General features: G+C 35.6%; 11 protein-coding genes. 5 read left to right on the top strand and 6 right to left on the bottom strand.

All coding sequences use genetic code 11. From position 1 onward, the window contains the following. The first annotated feature begins 1 nt into the window (after position 1). The 4 genes from sprA (at position 2) to ACRDEC_RS05110 (ending at position 8,925) form a co-directional block, all read left to right on the top strand. Positions 2-7,192 carry a cell surface protein SprA gene (gene sprA, locus ACRDEC_RS05125; RefSeq protein ID WP_431497255.1) on the top strand — a complete coding sequence of 2,397 codons (7,191 nt, stop codon included), beginning with the start codon at positions 2-4 and terminating at the stop codon, positions 7,190-7,192. A gap of 65 nt (positions 7,193-7,257) precedes the next feature. After that, positions 7,258-7,638 (top strand): glycine cleavage system protein GcvH, encoded by a 381-nt coding sequence (gene gcvH, locus ACRDEC_RS05120; RefSeq protein ID WP_431497254.1) that lies wholly within the window; start codon positions 7,258-7,260, stop codon positions 7,636-7,638. Then, positions 7,610-8,005 carry a VanZ family protein gene (locus tag ACRDEC_RS05115; protein WP_431497253.1) on the top strand — a complete coding sequence of 132 codons (396 nt, stop codon included), beginning with the start codon at positions 7,610-7,612 and terminating at the stop codon, positions 8,003-8,005. The genes gcvH and ACRDEC_RS05115 overlap by 29 nt, the downstream gene beginning before the upstream one ends. A 131-nt stretch (positions 8,006-8,136) precedes the next feature. Continuing rightward, on the top strand, positions 8,137-8,925 hold the full coding sequence (locus ACRDEC_RS05110) for a DUF3667 domain-containing protein (protein WP_431497252.1): 789 nt from the start codon (positions 8,137-8,139) through the stop codon (positions 8,923-8,925). Positions 8,926-8,993: 68 nt separating this feature from the next. On the opposite strand, the gene rpoN is transcribed toward ACRDEC_RS05110, so the two are convergent. The 3 genes from rpoN to ACRDEC_RS05095 all read right to left on the bottom strand — a co-directional run bounded on the left by rpoN (position 8,994) and on the right by ACRDEC_RS05095 (position 14,624). Then, entirely contained in the window at positions 8,994-10,457 is a 1,464-nt protein-coding gene (rpoN, locus tag ACRDEC_RS05105) for an RNA polymerase factor sigma-54 (RefSeq protein WP_431497251.1), read from the bottom strand. Between the two features lie 126 nt (positions 10,458-10,583). Further along, entirely contained in the window at positions 10,584-12,020 is a 1,437-nt protein-coding gene (gene asnS / locus ACRDEC_RS05100; RefSeq protein WP_431497250.1) for an asparagine--tRNA ligase, read from the bottom strand. 186 nt (positions 12,021-12,206) lie between these two features. After that, positions 12,207-14,624, bottom strand: coding sequence for an efflux RND transporter permease subunit (locus tag ACRDEC_RS05095; RefSeq protein WP_431497249.1), 2,418 nt, complete (start codon positions 14,622-14,624; stop codon positions 12,207-12,209). A 172-nt stretch (positions 14,625-14,796) separates the two neighbouring features. Between ACRDEC_RS05095 and ACRDEC_RS05090 the strand changes: the two genes are divergently transcribed. Next, complete coding sequence (locus ACRDEC_RS05090) at positions 14,797-17,067, top strand: cation:proton antiporter (RefSeq protein ID WP_431497248.1); 2,271 nt, start codon at positions 14,797-14,799, stop codon at positions 17,065-17,067. Here ACRDEC_RS05090 and ACRDEC_RS05085 read toward each other — a convergent pair. The 3 genes from ACRDEC_RS05085 to pyrH form a co-directional block, all read right to left on the bottom strand. Continuing rightward, positions 17,050-19,305, bottom strand: a complete 2,256-nt coding sequence (locus ACRDEC_RS05085) for a DUF5686 family protein (protein WP_431497247.1) — start codon at positions 19,303-19,305, stop codon at positions 17,050-17,052. The genes ACRDEC_RS05090 and ACRDEC_RS05085 overlap by 18 nt on opposite strands. 115 nt (positions 19,306-19,420) lie before the next feature. Further along, the gene (gene frr, locus ACRDEC_RS05080) at positions 19,421-19,984 is read right to left on the bottom strand and encodes a ribosome recycling factor (RefSeq protein ID WP_431497246.1); all 564 of its coding nucleotides are present in this window, start codon (positions 19,982-19,984) and stop codon (positions 19,421-19,423) included. Between the two features lie 78 nt (positions 19,985-20,062). Then, on the bottom strand, positions 20,063-20,770 hold the full coding sequence (gene pyrH / locus ACRDEC_RS05075; RefSeq protein WP_431497245.1) for a UMP kinase: 708 nt from the start codon (positions 20,768-20,770) through the stop codon (positions 20,063-20,065). Between the last annotated feature and the right edge of the window lie 57 nt (positions 20,771-20,827).

Raw genomic sequence — 20,827 nt, 5'->3', positions numbered from 1 at the left:
GTTGAAGCAATATACTAGTTACAATTTAAGCTCTCTTGTTAAATTCAGTATTTTTGTACTGCTTTTTTTCGTTTCCATATCGGTTAATGCTCAGGTAGTTCCCGAAACTCAAGACACAGTTAAAGGATACAATACAAACAATTTAGAACTTCCTAATCCTAACAGTATTCTTGAAGCCTACACTTATGATCCGGTTACGGACAGGTATATTTATACGAAAACTTTTGATGGATTTAATATAGATTATCCAATAGTTCTGACTCCTGACGAATATCAAAAATTAATACAAAAAGAATCTATTCGTGATTATTTCCAAAAAAAATCAGATGCAATTGACGGGAAAAAAGAAGCAAGTAAAGACGCTAAAAAAGACTTGTTGCCAAGATATTACATCAATTCGAGTTTTTTTGAATCTATTTTTGGAAGTAATACTATTGATGTAAAACCAACCGGAACTGTTGAGGTTGATTTGGGTATGCGATATTCCAAACAAGATAATCCTGCTTTTTCACCTCGTAACAGATCGAGTACAACCTTCGATTTTGATCAGCGTATCAGTTTAAGTTTGCTTGGTAAAGTGGGAACAAAATTAAAAGTAAACGCAAACTATGATACCGAATCTACTTTTGCCTTCCAAAATCTTATAAAATTAGAATACACACCTACAGAAGATGATATCCTTCAGAAAATAGAAGTGGGTAATGTGAGTATGCCTTTAAACAGTACTTTGATTCGAGGTGCTCAGAGTTTATTTGGTGTAAAAGCGCAATTCCAATTTGGTAAAGTGACTGTTACAGGCGTTTTCTCCGAGCAGAAATCGCAAACTAAAACAGTGACTGCACAAGGAGGCGGAGCCATTCAGGAATTTAATTTGTTTGGTTTGGATTACGATGCAGACCGACATTTTTTCATCGCTCAATATTTCAGAAATAAATATAACGACGCATTGCTTCAGTATCCTATTATTGATTCGAGAGTTCAGATTACCAGAATGGAAGTTTGGATAACCAACCGACAAAACAGAGTAACAACAGGTCAGGACGGGAATAACTTAAGAAACATTATTGCTTTGCAGGATTTAGGAGAAGCGTCCAGTACGGATCCAGAACATCCTAATTCTGAGATTATCGGGATTAACCCGCCGGCAACATTCTTCAATGCAATTGATGCGCCGGTAAATAACTCCAATAATAATTTTGATCCGACAAAAATTGGTATCGGAAATAGTAATCTGCTTCCTGCAATTCGTGAAATTGCAACTTCAGGACAAGGGTTTTTCGGTATTACACCGGCACCTTCTGAAGGAACAGATTATGCTAAATTGGAAAATGCCAGAAAATTAACACCTAATGAATATACTTACCATCCACAGTTAGGATATATTTCGTTAAACCAAAGACTGACAAACGATGAGGTTCTTGCTGTAGCCTATCAGTACACCATTGGAGATCAGGTTTATCAGGTTGGAGAATTTGGGACAGACGGAGTAGATGCCACTCAGGTAAACGGAGGTGTTCCGACCACTCAAAGTTTGATTCTTAAAATGCTTAAAGGAAATTTGGCTAGTGTTGATAAGCCGGCTTGGAAATTAATGATGAAGAATATTTATCAGATTCCGGGTGCTTACCAGCTAGAGCCTGCGGATTTTAAATTTAATATTTTATACACAGATCCTTCTCCTTTAAATTATATAACGCAAACAACATTGCCTCTTCCGGCTGGAGTTGCAGAAACACCATTATTGAGGGTTTTCAATTTAGATAAGTTAAATTCTAATAATGATCCGCAAAATGGCGGTGACGGTTTCTTTGATTTTATTCCGGGAATGACTGTTGATACTCAAAACGGGCGAATCATTTTTACCAATAATGAGCCTTTTGGAAAGCTTCTTTTTGACAAATTGGGAGCAGCTCCGGGTGAAGATTATAATAATGTAAATACGTATAATGACAATCAGAAAAAATATGTTTTCAGAAACCTCTATTATAAAACACAAGCAATAGCATTACAGGATAGTGATAAGAATAAATTCCAATTAAAAGGTAAGTTTAAATCCACGGGTGGAGATGGAATTTCACTTGGAGCTGCCAATGTTCCAAGAGGTTCAGTCGTAGTTACAGCTGGAGGAAGAGTATTGCAGGAAGGGGTTGATTATAGCGTGAATTATCAAGCGGGCCGTGTTCAGATTTTGGATCCGTCATTGCGTGCATCAGGAATTCCGATTGAAGTTTCGGTTGAAAACAATGCTGTTTTTGGTCAACAGACCAGACGATTTATAGGAGTAAATGTAGATTATAAGATTTCAGATAAAATTCAGGTAGGCGGTACTTTGCTTAAGATGACTGAAAGACCATTTACCCAAAAAACAAATTACGGTCAAGAATCCATAAACAATATGATTTATGGTTTTAATGGTAATTTCTCAACGGAAGTGCCGTTTTTTACAAGGTTAGTAAATAAGCTGCCTAATATTGATACGGATGTTCCTTCGAATCTTTCGGTTAGAGGAGAAGTCGCTTTCTTAAAGCCGGGAACTCCAAAAATGGATAAATTTGAAGGGGAAGCGACAGTATATGTTGATGATTTTGAAGGATCACAGTCTACAATCGATATGAAATCACCTTTGGCATGGACATTGTCGAGTGTGCCAAAAGGATTTGATAACGGGGCAGTAGAAGATGATTTGAGTTATGGCTACAAACGAGCAAAACTTTCCTGGTATTCTATCGATCCTACTTTTTATACAGGAGATAGGCCTTCAGATGTAAATGACAACGAAATTTCCCGTAACAATACAAGGAGGATTTACAGCCGTGAGCTTTACCCTAATACTGATATTGCAGCTGGAGAAACTACTGTCATTAACACGTTGGATATGACTTATTATCCTGCTGAAAGAGGGGCTTACAATTTTAATCCACTGTCAATAAACAATACACTACCGAATCCACAGGATAATTTTGGAGGGATTATGCGCTCTATAAATGCTACAAATTTTGAGCAGGCAAATGTCGAATATATTCAATTCTGGATGCTTGACCCTTACTTCGGAACGGCAAGTGAAACGAATCCGGCAAACGTTGGAAAACTAACTTTTAACCTTGGTGAAATTTCCGAAGACGTTTTAAAAGACGGTCGTAAATTATACGAAAACGGATTGCCGGCCGGAGGAACAAATCAAAATGTGATTAATACCAATTGGGGTAAAGTTCCTGCTGCACAATCTTTGATTTATGCTTTTGATACTAATGAGGGAAACAGAGCACAACAGGATGTTGGTTTAAACGGTCTTTCTGATGCGGAAGAGAGTTTGGAATTTCCGGCTTTTGCAGGAAATGACCCTGCACAGGATAATTACCAGTATTTCCTTAGCGTTTCAGGCCCTATCCTTGAAAGATACAGAAACTATAATGGTTTAGAAGGAAATTCACCGGTTAATGTTTCGGATAACAATAGGGGTTCAAGTACAATACCTGATGTTGAAGATATCAACAGGGATAATACAATGAACACTATTGACGCGTATTATAAATTCTCTGTAGATGTAAAGCCTAATATGGTTGTTGGTGATCAGTATGTTTCTGATGTTCTTCAAACGCAGGTTACACTAGCTAATGGAAGCACAACGGATGCAAGATGGATTCAATTTAAAATTCCAATACTGGAAGCCGCAGCGGCTAATATTGAAGGCGGAATTTCAGATTTTAAATCGATTCGGTTTATGCGTATGTTCATGTCCGGATTTAATGATAAAGTGACGGTACGTTTAGGTTCGTTAGACTTAGTACGTGGTGAATGGAGAAGATATACTAATTCATTACAGCCGGCAGCTGATGATAATGATCCGACTGATGATAATACAGGATTTGATGTTCAGGCTGTCAACATAGAAGAAAACTCGAATCGTACCCCTATAAGATATGTTACGCCTCCCGGAGTAGAAAGAGAGCAGATGTACAACAATAATTCAGTAATAAATCAGAATGAGCAATCGCTTTCGCTAAGAGTTTATGATAAAGCAGATCCTCAATCAGGAACTGAAGGTTTGGAAATAGGTGATGCAAGAGCTGCATTTAAAAATGTTGATGTGGATATGCGTCAGTATAATAAGCTTAAAATGTTTTTACATGCTGAAGCATTGCCAACTCCACCAGAAACATCGCCGTTGACAGATAATGAAATGTCTGCCTTTTTAAGATTTGGAAATGACTTTTCGGAAAATTTCTATCAAGTGGAGCTCCCTTTAAAAATTACTTCGCAAACGGCTACAACAGCTGAAGAAATTTGGCCTGAAAGAAATGAAATTGATTTGAAAACATCATTGCTGACACAGCTTAAAATTTTAAACTTAAATGGAACACAACCATTAGATCCGAACGGAATTTTCTTTATGTATGTAACTGAAAATGACGAATTATCGGATACTCCCAATCCAGCAACAGATAAATTACGAATCGGTATTAAAGGAAATCCAAATTTTGGATTTGTCAGAACTTTAATGGTGGGTGTAAAAAACAACAGCAACAGATTTTTGCGAGGAGAAGTTTGGTTTAACGAATTACGTCTGGCTGATGTTGATAATAAAGGAGGAATGGCTGCTATTGCCAGTGTAGATACAAACCTTGCTGATTTTATGACACTTTCTGCTACGGGAAGAATGAATACTATCGGTTTTGGTTCCTTGGAACAAAGTCCTAACGAGCGCAGTCGGGAAGATGCACATCAATACGATATCGTTACAAATATGAGTTTAGGGAAGTTACTTCCAAAAAAATGGGGCGTGACCATTCCGTTCAATTATGCTATCGGAGAAGAGATCATTACTCCTGAATACGATCCGTTCAATCAGGATATCAAGCTGAAACAATTAATTGATGTGACTCCTGATGCACAAGAGAAAAAAGACATTAAAAACCGCGCTATTGATTTTACGAAAAGAAAAAGCATCAACTTTATTGGGGTTAAGAAAGATAGAGCTCCGGAGCAGAAAGAACATTTCTATGATCCTGAAAACCTAACCATGGCTTATTCATTTAATGAAGTGGAGCACCATGATTTTGAAATCGAAAACCTGCTCGATCAACAGGTAAGAACTTCAGCTGATTATGCGTTTACATTCAAGCCAAAGCCTATCGAGCCGTTTAAGGAAAATAAATTCATGAAAAAGAGTAACTATTGGAAGCTTTTAAACGATTTCAATTTTAACTATTTGCCTACCAGTATTAATTTTAGTTCAACCATTTTACGTCAGTTTAACAGACAACAGTTCAGACAAGTTGAAGTACAGGGAATTGGAATTCATCCTTTGTACAAGCGTAATTTTATGTTCAATTATAATTATGGGTTCAATTATAATATCACGAAAGCATTACGTCTTAACTATACAGCAACAACGGCTAATTTAGTTCGTAATTATTTAGATGAAAATAACGATCCTATAGATGATTTTACTATTTGGGATGATTACTGGAATATAGGAACACCGAATCACCATGCGCAGCAATTGACGCTAAACTATGATATACCAATAAACAAGATTCCGGTTTTCGCCTTTATAAAATCTGATTATACGTATACGGGAGATTACAGCTGGCAAAAGGCTTCCATATTGGCACAGGAATTTAAAGGATATGATTTAGGAAACACCATTCAAAATGCGAATTCACACAAGTTGAATACGACATTTAATATGGAAACTTTTTATAAATACATCGGTCTGACCAAAAGAGGGGTTAAAAAAGCAAATAAAGCCGTAGCTACAAAACCTGTTGCGGCCCCTAAGCCAGGAGAAAAAATTGTTGCCAAACCTAAAGTAAAAGAAGAAAAGCCTAATATTTGGATTGACGGTTTAATTGGAGTGGCAACAAGTATTAAAAATATCCAAATTAATTACAGCGAAACAAACGGAACATTGCTTCCGGGGTATTTGCCTTCTGTTGGGTTCTTGGGATCATCAAGACCTTCATTAGGATTTGTTTTTGGTTTGCAGGATGATGTTCGCTTTGAGGCGGCTAAAAATGGTTGGTTAACGGATTATCCTGAATTCAACCAGAATTTTACACAAATAAAAAACAAGCAAATTACAGCCAATGCGAATCTGGAGATATTCCCGGATTTGAAAGTTGATTTAGTTGCTGACAGAACACATGCCGAAAATTTTTCAGAGCAGTTTGATGCTGTTGGAGATGCTTACAACTCACATTCACCTTATAATTTTGGTAATTTCTCTATCTCAACAAATATGATAGGAACTGCCTTTTTAAGAAGCGATGAGTTAACTTCGGATGCTTTCCAGCAATTTAGAAACAATAGAATTATAATTGCAAGAAGACTGGCAGTTGAAAAAGGTATTGATTTGAGCAACCCGGTTAATATCGGTGCCGATGGATATCCGTTAGGTTTTGGTAAAAATAGCCAGGCGGTTTTATTACCTGCTTTCTTAGCGGCCTATACTTCAGACTTCCGTAATGCTCCTGATGTTCCTTTAAGTTCTTTCAGAAGTTTTCCAATTCCTAACTGGACAGTAAAATATACAGGATTGATGCGTTACAAGTTCTTCAAGGATAAGTTCAAAAGGTTCTCATTACAGCACAGTTACAAAGCGGCTTATACGATGAATTCTTTCCGATCTAATTTCGAATATGATAAAAATCCGGAATCAAAAGATGCTAATGGAAACTTCCAAAATAAAATGATCATTTCAAATGTGAATTTGACAGAACAATTCAGTCCATTAGTGCGATTGGATTTTGAAATGAAGAATTCGATTAAGATTTTGGCTGAAATGAAAAAAGACAGAACACTTTCTTTGAGTTTAGATAATAATTTACTGACCGAATTAAAAGGAATTGAATATATTGTCGGGTTAGGGTACCGAATTAAAGACGTTCAAATCAAATCGAGATTAGCAGATAATGCAATGGGAATGATTAAGAGTGATATTAATTTGAGAGCAGATTTGTCATTTAGAAATAACAAAACAATTGTCAGAAATTTAGATTATGATAATAATCAGCTGGCCGGGGGACAAAATATTGTTTCGGCTAAGTTGACGGGTGACTATTCATTTAGTAAAAACTTGACGACATTATTCTTTTTCGATTATTCGTTCTCGAAAGCTGTTATTTCGACTGCTTTCCCATTGACTAATATCAGAGCTGGTTTTACGCTTCGATATAACTTTGGAAATTAATTGTGAAAAACCATAATTTTTAAATTGAATAATTTTACTTTTGCCTGAATTTAATTAATAATAAAATGAACATACCAACTAACTTAAAGTACACGAAAGACCACGAATGGGTAAGCATTGATGGCGATATTGCTACAATAGGAATCACTGATTTTGCTCAAAAGGAATTAGGAGATATTGTATATGTTGAAGTGGAAACTCTAGATCAGACATTACAACAAGATGATGTTTTTGGAACAGTTGAAGCTGTAAAAACAGTATCAGATTTATTCTTGCCGCTTTCAGGTGAAATTATTGCTTTCAACGAGGAGCTTGAAGTTACTCCAGAAGTAGTAAATGAAGATCCATACGGAAAGGCCTGGATGATTAAAGTGAAAATTTCCAATGCTTCTGAAATTGAAAATTTACTTTCAAGCGATGACTATAAAGAGCTTATTGGCGCCTAATAAAAATTCGATTTGGCTTGCTGTTTTTTGGACCGTTTTAATTCTTTATTTTAGTTTTAAAAGTCCATCGGGAGAGAAAATGTTTTATTTCCCAAATGCAGACAAAGTAGTCCATTTTGTTTTTTATTTTGTGTTTGTCATAGCATGGTTCCGGTATCTTGTTTTTGAAGAAAAACAAAATCAGAAGTCAAAGATTTTACTGGTTTCTGTAGCCATACTATTGGGTATTTCTGTAGAAATAGGACAGACTTATCTGACCACAAGCCGTCAAGGTGATATTTTAGATGCTTTGGCTAATTCTATTGGAGGCATAACAGGAATTCTGGTGAGTTCAAAACTTTTTGAACTAAAGAAAAACAATATATAAGATAAAAAAAGCGACAATTTTGTCGCTTTTTTTATTAATAAGTCAGTAATTAATGTCAACAAAGAAATGATAAGAAAGAGTATTAAAAAGCAGTTTTTTTGTATTATTGCGAAGCCATTAACAGGATTATCATGAGTCATTCCACCCGTTGTCTTAATTGCGATGCTATTGCTTCGAATGTATTTTGCTCCCATTGCGGACAAAAAACAGATACACACCGTATTACATTAAAGCATTTTGTCTTTCATGATATACTGCATGGTGTGTGGCATTTTGAAAAAGGAATCCTATTTACAATCAAAGAAGCTTTGGTAAGACCTGGCAATGCAGCACTGGATTATATTGCTGGAAAAAGGATCCGTTATTATAATGTATTTTATCTGGCGTTAATCCTTCTGGGATTGAATATTTTTCTTACGCATTATTACGATAGCCTATCTGAAGTTTATGAAAATCCAATCAGCGATGTTAAGAATAATGCTGCGGGAATGAAAATTGCGTCTTTTATGAGTAAGTATGCGAAGGCCATTTTGTTTTCCTTTGTTCCTTTATTTGCGTTGAAAAGCACGTTGCTTTTCAGGAGAAGAAAATTGAACCTGAGTGAGCATTTTATAGTTGCCGGTATGATTTTCCTGGGAATAGTGCTTATTACAGTGGTAGGTACTCTTTTTAGTTTTTTCGACTTCACTTATTTTGACAGTATTTCAGAAGTGGCAGAATTTGTTTTCTCACTGCTTATTCTATTCTATGTCATTTATAGTTATTATGCAGCTTTTAAAAGCGATTATTCTGTCTGGGGCTTTAGCTGGAGAATGCTGCTGTTCTTGTTATTCATTATCGTTGAACTCTTCCTGTTTTTTGTCCTTCTTTTTGGATTCGTTACGCACTGGAAATTCGGATCCATCAATTATCATGTATAATGTTTAATAAGGCCTAAAAGAATAGAGATATTATAAAAAAACCTGGTTCATAGAGCCAGGTTTTTTTATTACATTTTCTTTCGCATCCTCGCTACAGGAATGTCCAGCAGCTCACGGTATTTGGCTACTGTTCTTCGGGCAATAGGGTACCCCTTTTCTTTTAAAATATCAGCCAATTGATCATCGGGATATGGTTTGCTTTTGTCTTCTTCTGCGATGACGTTTTCCAATATGTTTTTAATTTCTATGGTCGATACTTCTTCTCCCTGATCATTTGTCATGGCTTCCGAAAAGAAGTCCTTAATCAGTTTGGTGCCATAAGGAGTATCTACATATTTACTGTTGGCAACCCGGGAAATGGTTGAAATATCCAAACCAATCATATCGGCGATGTCTTTTAGAATCATCGGTTTTAGTTTACTCTCATCGCCATCAAGGAAATATTCCTGCTGAAAATGCATAATGGCATTCATAGTCACAAAAAGTGTTTCCTGGCGTTGTTTTATGGCATCGATAAACCATTTGGCCGAATCTAATTTTTGTTTGATAAATTGCACCGCATCTTTTTGCGTAGCCGATTTGTCTTTAGAATCTTTATAGGTCTTCATCATGTCCTGATAATCCTTGGATACATGTAATTCAGGTGCATTACGTCCGTTTAAGGTCAGTTCCAGTTCGTCTTCTACAATGCGAATGGCAAAGTCAGGAACAACATGCTCTGTTATTTTACTGCTGCCTGTATATGCTCCTCCCGGTTTTGGATTCAGTTTTTCTATTTCCTCTATAGCTTTCTTAAGCTGTTCTTTGCTAACCAGAAACTTAAGTAATAATTTTTCGTAATGTTTTTTGGTAAAAGCCTCAAACTGGTCTTCAATGATATTTATGGCCAATTCAACAGATTCTGTAGGAGTTTTGTGCTTCAATTGAAGCAATAAACACTCTTGTAAGTCTCGTGCACCTACTCCTATAGGTTCCATTTCCTGCACTATACAAAGCACCTTTTCAACAATCTTTTCATCAGTATAAATACCTTGAGTGAATGCCATATCATCCACAATATCCTGAACACTGCGACGGATATAACCCATGTCGTCGATACTGCCTACTAAAAACTCGGCAATATCCCGTTGTTCATCAGTCAGAATGAAAGTATTGAGCTGATTGATTAAATCCTGATGGAAACTAACTGATGCGGTCAGTGGTGATTCGCGCTCGCCATCGTCTTCGCTGTAATTATTAGCTTGCGTTTTATAATCCGGAGTTTCGTCGTTGCTTAAATATTCGTCAATGTTAATGTCGCCTGAATCAATACTGTCGTTATCGTCATATTCGTCGTATTCGTCATTATTGTCAAACTCATCTTTTTCGTAAATTTCCTCTTCGTTTCCACCTTCTAAAGCCGGATTCTCATTCATTTCTTCCAATAAACGTTGTTCAAAAGCTTGCGTAGGCATTTGAATTAACTTCATCAACTGGATTTGTTGCGGAGATAATTTCTGGGATAACTTAAGATTTAGAAACTGTTTTAACATTTTATAGTTGCTGAGTGACAAAGCCGCAAAGCCGCAAAGTTTCCTCGTGATTTATGGATTAAATTTAATAAAAAAATTCTTTTAGAGTATTCAAACTTTGTAGCTCAATTACTTTGAAACTTAGTATTAAAATTCCGCATTCATTGGTGTTCTTGGGAAAGGAATTACATCACGGATATTTGTCATACCTGTTACAAATAAAACGAGTCTTTCAAATCCTAGTCCGAAACCTGAGTGAACCGCGCTTCCAAAACGGCGGGTATCAAGGTACCACCATAATTCTTCTTCATCGATGCCTAAGGCTTTCATTTTTTCAACCAAAACATCGTAACGTTCTTCCCTTTGAGACCCGCCAACGATTTCTCCAATTCCAGGGAAAAGGATATCCATAGCGCGTACTGTTTTTCCGTCTTCATTCAAACGCATATAAAATGCTTTGATATTTGCTGGGTAATCGAATAAAATTACTGGGCATTTGAAGTGTTTTTCTACTAAATAACGCTCGTGTTCTGATTGTAAATCAGCACCCCATTCGTTAATTACATATTGGAATTTCTTCTTTTTGTTTGGAGTAGAATCTCTTAAAATATCGATAGCTTCTGTATAAGAAACACGTTTGAAGTTGTTTTCCAAAACAAAATTCAATTTCTCTAACAATGCCATTTCGCTACGTTCTGCTTGTGGTTTTGATTTTTCCTCTTCCAACAAACGGCCTTCTAAGAATTTTAAATCGTCTTCGCATTTATTCAATGTGTATTTAATCACGTATTGAATAAAATCCTCCGCCAAATCCATGTTGTCGTCTAAGTTGTTGAATGCCACTTCCGGTTCAATCATCCAGAATTCAGCCAAGTGACGGGAAGTATTGGAATTTTCGGCACGGAAAGTCGGGCCAAAAGTATAAATCTGTCCCAAAGCCATGGCGAAAGTTTCCCCTTCTAATTGTCCTGAAACAGTTAAGTTAGTTTCTTTTCCGAAGAAATCTTTTTTATAATCTATTTTTCCTTCTTCCGTTCTTGGTGTGTTGTCAAAAGGCAGCGCTGTTACTTTAAACATTTCTCCGGCACCTTCTGCATCAGAACCTGTAATAATTGGCGTGTTTACATATACAAAACCTTTTTCCTGAAAATACTGATGTACGGCAAAAGACAATACAGAACGCACTCGCATAATCGCTCCAAAAGCATTGGTGCGTACACGTAGGTGAGCCTTCTCTCTTAAGAATTCCAAACTAGGTTTGTTTCTTAATTGAATTGGATATGATTCAGCATCACTATCACCAAGAATTTCAAGTTTTGTAACCTGAATTTCATATTTCTGTCCGGCACCTTGGCTTTCTACTAATTCACCTGTTACCGAAATAGCAGCACTGGTTGTAATTCTTTTTAACGTTTCTTCAGGTGTGTTTTCAAAATCGACTACACATTGAATATTATGAATCGTCGAACCATCGTTCAACGCTATAAATTGATTGTTTCTAAAAGTTCTAACCCAACCTTTCGCATTTACTTCGTGAAGTGTCTTTGTACTGTTTAGTAAGTCTTTAACTTTTGTATGTTTCATTTTAAATGGTAATTATTATAATTGCAAATATAATTGATTTGTATAATTTTTTGAAGCTATTTCCTGCTTTCCACTATATCTTTTTGTTTTTAAAGAAAAAACAAAAAGGATACCGTTTCAATCAGGGCTAGAATGATTTCGCTCAATAAAATTCTTTTTTCTTTTTACAAAACGATAAATAACGTCTTATTTTTTATTCTCCAGGGCATCAATTTCTTCATCCGTATGCTCTAATATATCGATAGTAGGCTTGATGAATTCTTGCTCATTAGCCAGCGTTTTGTTTAATGAGAGTACTAACGAAGGCAGCAAAACCAAATTAGATAACATTCCGAAGAATAAAGTCAGTGCCACTAAACCTCCTAAAGCCACTGTTCCTCCAAAACTGGACAACATAAATACCGAGAATCCAAAAAACAACACGATAGAAGTATAGAACATACTAATTCCTGCATCGTCAAAAGTGGCAAATACAGATTTCTTGATTTTCCAATCGTTTCGGCTTAACTCTAATCGATATTGCGCCAGGAACCGTAAAGTATCATCTACAGACATTCCAAACGCGATTCCGAATACTAAAATAGTGGAAGGTTTAAGCGGAATGCCTAAAAAGCCCATCAAACCGGCAGTTAGTAATAACGGCAATAAATTAGGGATGATAGAAACCAAAACCATTTTGAAAGAACGGAACATGATAGCGACCAAACCTCCGGTTAAGGCAAATGCAAACAGTAATGAAGACAGAAGATTGTCTAATAAATATTTTGTTCCTTTCTGAAACACCGATGCTTTTCCGGTTATAATCACATTGTATTTTGACGGAGGAAACACTTTGTCTGCTTTGGCTCTGATCTGGGATTCGATGGCATCCATTTTTTCTCCGTTTTCATCCTTGATAAATGTGGTAATTCGGGCAAACTGTCCGGTAGAATCAACATAGCTTTTCAGTAGATTCTCTTTAGAGTTTTGCGCAGCGTTTTTGGCATAGGACAAAATAAAAGCCTGCTCTTGTGCTGTCGGTAATTCATAATACTCCGGATTTCCGTTGTAATAGGCCTGTTTCGAATACTTAACGAGATTAACTATCGAAAGCGGTTTTGATAATTCAGGGATTTCCTGGACAGTTTCTTCCAGTTCTTCCATTCGCTTGAGGGTAGACAGTTTCATGACTCCTTTTTTGTGTTTGGTGTCAATCATTATTTCAAGCGGCATTACACCATCAAATTCTTTTTCAAAGAAACGAATATCATCAAAAAAGGCTGTTTTCTTAGGCATATCTTCAATAATGCTTCCGGAAATTTTGATTTCATAAATGCCTATTATTCCAATGACAAGTAATATGATTGCAGTGATATACACTCCAATTCGATTGTATTTTACAGTTCGAACGATCCAATTCATAAAAGACGTCAGGTATTCGCGTTCCAAATGGCCTAAATGCCTAGGTATTGGAGTCGGGATATAACTGAAAAAAATAGGAATTATCAATAAAGACAGTAAATATAAAGCGATAATATTGATGGAAGTTACCACGCCAAACTCAGTCAGTAAAACATTGTTGGTGGCAATAAATGTAGCAAAACCGACAGCAGTAGTAATGTTCGTCATTAATGTTGCCGTCCCCGTCTTCGTAATAACTCTCTGTAATGCTTTTGCTTTGTTGGCATGAACCTGGTATTCCTGGTGGTATTTATTGATAAAGAAAATACAGTTTGGGATTCCAATTACAATAACCAAAGCCGGAACAAGTGCCGTAAGTACCGTGATTTCGTAACCCAATAAGCCCAACAGCCCGAAAGACCACATAACACCGATAATTACAATAACCAGTGAAATTAGGGTTGCTCTGAACGATCTGAAGAAAAAGAAGAAAATCAAGCCAGTAATTAATAATGCAGCTCCAATAAACAAACCAATCTCATCGATAATCGTTTTGGCATTTAATGTTCTGATGTATGGCATTCCCGAAGTATGAAGATCGATGCCTGTTTTGGTTTCAAATTTTTCTATTTCAGGGATGAGTTTGTTTAAGACAAATTCTTTTCTTGCTTTGGTATTGATGATTTTCTTATCAAGATAGATCGCGGAACGGATAGCGCCTGATTTTTTATTAAAAAGCAATCCTTCGTAAAAAGGAAGTTTGTTTAATAACTCTGATTTTACCTGATTTAAATAGTCTTGACTTTGGGTTTTTTGCGGATTGATTAATGGCGTTAATTCAAAAGTTTCCAAGGAATCATTCTTGGTCAATTTTTTTAAATTATTGATTGAAATGACCAAGTCAACCTCTTTGTTCGATTGAATATTAGTCATTAAATCATTCCAGGCTTGGTATGTTTTTGGTGTAAATAATTGAGGGTCTTTCGTAGCAATAACCACAAGATTTCCTTCTTCACCGAAGTTCTTCAGAAAAGAATTGTAATCTACATTTATTTTGTCATCAGCAGGAATCAGGTTGGCTTCTGTTTGGGTAAACTTGATGTTTTTCCACTGTAATGCCAACAGAATTGTAATTAAAACAACTCCACATAAAATAATTATTCTATTTCTTAAGATTACTCGGGCGATAAATTCCCAAAAACCTATACTTAACATCTTTTTCATACAACCTAAAATGGGACGCAAAGGTAAGTAAAACCCGTAATATTAAGTTATTTAAACAAAAACTTTTAGCTGTAAAAAAAGCTTGGGTTTAAATTTATGTGATTAATTTCTTGAATGCTTTTATTTGAATAGTTATTTTGTCATCTTTGTAAGTGAATTTTGCTCTTTTCTCATGAAAAAATTAAAAAATGCATTGTTTTATTTTACCGTAACAGGAGGTTTTACGGCTTTAATGTATTGGATTGTCGGACAAGGGAAAAGTCTGGAAATAGGCAGAAAAATTGTAACTCCATCGACAAAACACACACAGTGGGGTCAGTTCTTAGAATCTCTTTTTCACAATTTACAACATCCTCTGGCCATATTGCTGGCACAAATCATTACGATAATTATTGTAGCCCGTTTTTTTGGCTGGATTTTCAAAAAAATTGGACAACCATCCGTAATAGGCGAAATTATTGCAGGAATTTTTCTGGGTCCTTCTTTAGTCGGAATGTATTTTCCGGAATTTTCAGCTGGTTTATTTCCTGTAGAATCTTTGGGAAATCTGCAATTTCTGAGTCAGATCGGTTTGATTCTTTTTATGTTTATAATTGGTATGGAACTGGATTTGAAAGTCCTCAAAAACAAGGCCAATGAAGCGGTTGTAATCAGCCATGCCAGTATTGTTTTTCCATTTACCTTGGGGATTATTCTGGCGTACTACGTGTACCACAAATTTGCACCTGAAGGAGTAGAATTTTTATCTTTTAGTCTTTTCATGGGAATTGCGATGAGTATTACTGCTTTTCCAGTTCTGGCCAGAATAGTACAGGAAAGAGGTATCCATAAAACAAGATTGGGTACTATTGTAATTACTTGTGCTGCCGCAGATGATATTACCGCATGGTGTTTGCTGGCAGCTGTTATTGCTATTGTTAAGGCGGGTTCATTCGTAAGTTCGCTCTATATTATCGGAATGGCGGCCTTATATGTTGTGACGATGCTTTATCTGGTAAAACCATTCTTAAAACGTATTGGTGATTTATATTCGAATAATGATAATTTAAGCAAACCGGTTGTCGCTATATTTTTCTTAACGCTTATTATGTCGTCTTATGCGACTGAAATTATAGGTATCCATGCACTTTTTGGTGCTTTTATGGCAGGTGCAATTATGCCTGATATTACGAAATTCAGAAATGTTTTTATAGAAAAAGTAGAAGATGTATCTGTTATTTTACTGCTTCCGTTGTTTTTTGTTTTTACCGGATTACGAACAGAAATCGGTTTGATTAATGATCCTTATTTATGGAAAATTACCGGATGTATTATTCTTGTTGCCGTAGTTGGGAAGTTTGTTGGTAGTGCGTTAGCTGCAAAATTTGTCGGTCAGAATTGGAAAGACAGTTTAACGATTGGTGCCTTAATGAATACTCGTGGTTTAATGGAACTGGTAGTGTTGAATATTGGGTACGATTTAGGGGTTCTGACGTCTGAAGTTTTTACGATGATGGTTATCATGGCATTAGTTACCACTTTTATGACTGGGCCAGCTATTGATTTAATCAATCACGTATTTAAAACGAAAGAATCAGTTGTGCCTGATGATATTGTGGAAATGCATAAATACAAAATCCTTATTTCATTTGGGAATTATGAGAAAGGAAAATCGTTGCTTCGTTTGGCTAACAGTTTAGTCAAAAAGCAAAAAGATGTTTCCAGTATTACTGCCATGCACTTATCAGTGAGTGATGAAATGCATGCCTATAACCTTGAAGAATACGAAAAGGAGACGTTTGTCCCTATTGTCGAGGAATCTAAAATACTCAACCAGAAAATCAGTACTATTTTTAAAGCAACTGTAGATATCGAAAATGATATTGCTGAAGTAGCTAATCAAGGGGAATATGATTTGCTGTTGGTTGGTTTGGGTAAATCTATATTTGAAGGGACATTATTGGGGAAAGTTTTAGGATTTACAACCAGGATTATTAACCCGGACAGATTATTGGACAAAATTACAGGTAAAGAAGGATTGTTTGTTAATTCTATTTTTGATGAAAGAACCCGTCAGATTATTGCTAAGAATAAAACGCCTCTTGGGATTTTAGTAGATAATGATTTACATAATACAGATAAGGTTTTTGTGCCTTTTTTTACTGTTGAAGATGCTTTTCTGGTAGATTATATTCAGAAGTTTGTATTTAATAACAATTCAAAAATCAATATTATAGATGTTAATAATCAATTTGGAAGTAACTTCCTGATCAAAAATGCGATTCAGGCTTTGCAAAAAGATTATCCGGACAATATTACGCTGGTAAACGAAAGTCTGGTACAAAAGGCATTCTTAATCAAGCAGGATTTAATGGTTATCAGTTTAGACAGCTGGAAAAAATTAGTAGATTCACAAAGTGTATGGTTGAGTAATCTGCCTTCGGTATTAATTATTAAACCCTAAGTCTATTTTTACGCTGAGTTTTATGGCAATATTGTCTTCAAAATGAGGAAGGTGATTTGGGCCGTATCTGTAAAAAGCAACTAATCCTAATCCTTTGTATATTTGGTTTAATTCAAATCCGGATTCCATAAATCCTTTCTCAAGGGATTTAAATTCGATGTTTTTATGTTGTGATTCATTGTCTAATTTTCCAACGCCATATTTAGTGGCAATAGAAAATACAGGCTTTATCTTTTGGCTGATAATCCATTTCGGGAATTGATGCTCTAATTCGAAAAAAGCATATTTATTGGAGAAAAACTCATTGAAATACATCGTTTCAAAACTGTCTTTTCCCGCAAAAGTGAGTCTCTGAAGGATTTTATCTTTGGTTAAATTATTTGGGGAATGATTATAAATATGCGTGATTGGAATGTCTCCAAAAGCATAGCCGCCTTCAAAAAGAAAAGATAATTTATGATTGGAATTGAATTTTTTCTGATAGTCAAAACGGACATCTACTTTTCCGAAATCAAAGCTGTTTTTCCAAAGTTTAGGTAAGGTTTTTGAAAATTGAAAAGTAAATTTCGGGAATTTCTTATCGATTTCAATTCTACCGTTTGGCGTCTGCATGTATTTACTGAAGGGATTCCATTGTATTGAAGCAGTAACAACCGTTGCCCTGAAATCAGTATATAATTGGTCTTTATATTCGAATTGATAATTAAACTTCGGTGCAATATAACTATGAGTGATTTGCCAGATGCTTTCTGTTTTAGGGATAAATTTGGTTTCTATAAATCCGCGCCAAGTGACATGGTTGTAAAAAGTACTGATATTAAAAGGTCTTGGGTCGTAAATTTTAAATGTCCGTTTGTCAATTTCAAGGTTGGAATTTGCTATTTCGGTTACATCATCCCGGTAGGAAACGCCTAGCCAGGTTTCTGTGTGATTGTTAAGTCGCAATGCATTGGAAATAAATCCTTTAAAAATACCGTCTTTCGTTCCATAAGCATAATAGCCTTCCATTTTGAAGATTTTTGAAAGCTTATCGTTTGTAATTCCGCCAAGACCAAGTCGGAAACCTTCGTAGTTGTTGTACCGAAGCAGATAACGCAAATCAACATCAAAAAACCCGATAGGATAGTAGCCTTTTATGACCTTTCTTCCAATACGGATTTTGTTTTCAATCTTCCTTTTTTCGACTAAACTGTCCAGCGAAACATAGGTAGGATTGCTTCTTACATCGGTAGAATCATTAAAATAGGTATACCAGAGATTTTCTTTTTTAGAAATAGCGGTTTCATTTATTTCAATGGCAATATCTCGATGCTTTAGTTTGAAGTATTGATTGAATCTTGGTTCGTAATAAGTCGAATTGGATTGTATTTCGATAAAATCGGAAGCGTATTTTTTTCCGTTGGGATTCAGTTTGGGATTGGTTCCTTCAAAGGTAATGGTTTCCCCGAAAATCTTAATTGGGACAGTACTGTTTCCTTTTTTGATGATTAAGCTGGTTTTCGAAGGGAACCAATTTTTGGTAATAGGATTGAATTTGAATTCATGATTCGATTTGACTCGTAGCAAACCATTAATTTTCAGTTCGGCTTTCGCAACACTCAGTTCTTCAGAATCAAGGTATAAAACACCTTCCAGTTTTCCCGTTCTTGTTTTCTTTTTTGGAGAAAAAGCTATCTTGTGAACTGGCCTGTTTTCCAGTAAAACGGTTTCTAAGAAAGTATAATTGTATTGACTCGGACCTTTTTTTGAAATAGGACTCAGGTAGTCTTTTTCAACCAGCGAATATTTATCGTCGTAAAGGGAAAAAGGTTGTAACTGTAGCGAAAAATACTCGAAAATAGGTTGTTCTAGTCCTGCCATTCTGGTAGCAAGAATGGTTTCTTTTAAAGTTTTGTCTGAATACCTGAATTTTGAAATTTTCTCTGTAACGTACAGATGCTGTTTTGTGATTATTTTTTTGAAGACACAATCTGACGAGTCAATTTTTGAGAATATTTTCTTGTTTCTTTTGGTTGTAAAAACAGAATCTATACTTCCTTCGATCAAATCCGGATTTGCAGTTACTATAAGTTTATTGTAGGCTGTAAATTCAAAAGCAGAAAGACTGTTTTGAGCTCTGTTAAAAACTGCTTTTTTGATGATGCTGTCAGCAGAAATGGTTTTTACCTGCGCTATGGCATGTGGTGCTATGAGCGAAAAAAAAAGTAGTGTAAGAAGAAATAGTTTTTTTAAAACCATTGGGTAGCAATCTGTTTTGAAGAAAGATTACTACAAATATAGATTTATTAAATAAAAAAATCCGTCAAGTTCTGATAACAAGGCGGATTTTAATATTTTTTTATGAAAAATAGAATTAGACTTTCAAGATTTCGGCTTCTTTTACGGCCAAATGATCTTCAATTCTCTTAATAAAGCTATCTGTTAATTTCTGAACACTTTCTTCAGCCGTTTTACAAATGTCTTCAGAAGTTCCTTCCTTTTCTAATTTTTTAATATCTGTATTGGCGTCTTTACGAGAATTTCGAATACCAATTTTCGCATCTTCTGCCTCTGCTTTGGCTTGTTTTACCAAATCCTTTCTTCTTTCTTCCGTCAATGGCGGAACGCTGATAATGATTAAATCACCATTATTCATCGGGTTAAAGCCAATATTAGCTATCATAATAGCTTTTTCTATCGGCTGCAACATGCTTTTTTCGTAGGGTTGAATTGTAATTGTTCTTGCATCAGGAACGTTTACATTAGCCACTTGCGATATAGGTGTTTGCGAACCGTAATAATCTACAAAAACACCGCCAATCATTTGAGGCGACGCTTTTCCGGCACGAATATTTAAAAATTCTTTTTCTAAATGGGCAATAGAACCTTCCATCGATTCTTTTGTGCTGTCCAATATAAAATTAATTTCTTCAGTCATTGTTTAGATTGTTAGTTTGTAGATCTTTAGATTTCTCAGATGCTTTTCTAAAATTCCGATAAACCCAAAAGTACTATATTATATATTAACTACTGTTCCTACGTTTTCTCCTTTGCAAATCTTAAGCAGGTTTCCTTCTTTGTTCATGTCAAAAACAATGATTGGCAATTTGTTTTCCTGGCTTAATGTGAAAGCGGTGGTGTCCATAACATTCAATCCTTTTCTCAAGACATCTTCGAATGAAATGTAATCAAATTTTACAGCGTCTTTGTCTTTTTCAGGATCTGCATTGTAAATACCATCTACACGTGTTCCTTTTAGAATTACATCTGCATTTACTTCCACGCCTCTTAAAACAGCTGCGGTATCAGTTGTAAAATATGGATTTCCAGTTCCGGCTCCAAAAATTACAATTCTGTTTTTTTCCAAATGTCTAACTGCTCTTCTTTTGATATAAGGTTCTGCAATTGCTTCAATTTTTAAGGCTGTCTGAAGTCGGGTCAGCATACCTTTTTCTTCCAGAGCACCTTGTAACGCCATTCCGTTAATTACGGTTGCCAGCATTCCCATGTAATCTCCTTGTACTCTGTCCATGCCATTGCTGGCTCCGGCCACTCCTCTGAAAATATTCCCGCCTCCAATTACAATGGCGATTTCAACACCTAATTCGTGAATTTGTTTTATTTCCTCTGCATATTCGCCTAATCTCTTTGGGTCGATACCGTATTGACGATCACCCATTAGCGCTTCACCACTTAATTTTAAAAGAATTCTTTTGTACTTCATTAGGAGTTTTGTTGTTTTTTTGCACTGCAAATATAGAGATATTCTCTGATTATTGAA

It is taken from the genome of Flavobacterium sp., from assembly GCF_050696275.1.
GTDB lineage: Bacteria > Bacteroidota > Bacteroidia > Flavobacteriales > Flavobacteriaceae > Flavobacterium.
The sequence above is the reverse complement of the archived record's forward strand: the minus strand, read 5'-3'. Positions and strand labels throughout refer to the sequence as shown.

What these genes read in the sequence shown, in the direction of transcription:
- gcvH (WP_431497254.1), top strand. Translation starts at nt 7,258, where the DNA reads ATGAACATACCAACTAACTTAAAGTACACGAAAGACCACGAATGGGTA.
- ACRDEC_RS05115 (WP_431497253.1), top strand. Translation starts at nt 7,610, where the DNA reads ATGACTATAAAGAGCTTATTGGCGCCTAATAAAAATTCGATTTGGCTT.
- ACRDEC_RS05110 (WP_431497252.1), top strand. Translation starts at nt 8,137, where the DNA reads ATGAGTCATTCCACCCGTTGTCTTAATTGCGATGCTATTGCTTCGAAT.
- rpoN (WP_431497251.1), bottom strand. Translation starts at nt 10,457, where the DNA reads ATGTTAAAACAGTTTCTAAATCTTAAGTTATCCCAGAAATTATCTCCG.
- asnS (WP_431497250.1), bottom strand. Translation starts at nt 12,020, where the DNA reads ATGAAACATACAAAAGTTAAAGACTTACTAAACAGTACAAAGACACTT.
- ACRDEC_RS05095 (WP_431497249.1), bottom strand. Translation starts at nt 14,624, where the DNA reads ATGAAAAAGATGTTAAGTATAGGTTTTTGGGAATTTATCGCCCGAGTA.
- ACRDEC_RS05090 (WP_431497248.1), top strand. Translation starts at nt 14,797, where the DNA reads ATGAAAAAATTAAAAAATGCATTGTTTTATTTTACCGTAACAGGAGGT.
- ACRDEC_RS05085 (WP_431497247.1), bottom strand. Translation starts at nt 19,305, where the DNA reads ATGGTTTTAAAAAAACTATTTCTTCTTACACTACTTTTTTTTTCGCTC.
- frr (WP_431497246.1), bottom strand. Translation starts at nt 19,984, where the DNA reads ATGACTGAAGAAATTAATTTTATATTGGACAGCACAAAAGAATCGATG.
- pyrH (WP_431497245.1), bottom strand. Translation starts at nt 20,770, where the DNA reads ATGAAGTACAAAAGAATTCTTTTAAAATTAAGTGGTGAAGCGCTAATG.